General features: G+C 65.8%; 1 protein-coding gene. It reads right to left on the bottom strand.

The window, feature by feature from the left end; translation table 11 throughout:
* A partial coding sequence (locus ACY2RQ_RS19945) for a hypothetical protein (protein WP_490114762.1) occupies nucleotides 1-263 on the bottom strand: 263 nt, incomplete at both ends.

Below are 263 nucleotides of genomic sequence, written 5' to 3'. Positions count from 1 at the left end.
TCATCGATGCTGCCGCTGGCCACACCGGTGCCCAGGGTGCCGTTGCTGACACTGTCGATGGCCACCGTAAAGTTTTCCGTGCCTTCATACACCGTGCCATCGGTGGTCCGCACCCGCAGGTTCAGCCCGCCCGCCGGCACCGCCAGCGCCGTTGCCGGCACATCCGCCCAGCTCAGGTCCGCTTTCTGGTACTGCAGCGCGCCGTTAAAGTCCGCGGCGTCGGTGCCATTGGTGGTGCCATGTTTCAGGCTCACCACCACGCT

It is taken from the genome of Parendozoicomonas sp. 209JJ7-1 (assembly GCF_058147085.1).
The sequence above is the reverse complement of the archived record's forward strand: the minus strand, read 5'-3'. Positions and strand labels throughout refer to the sequence as shown.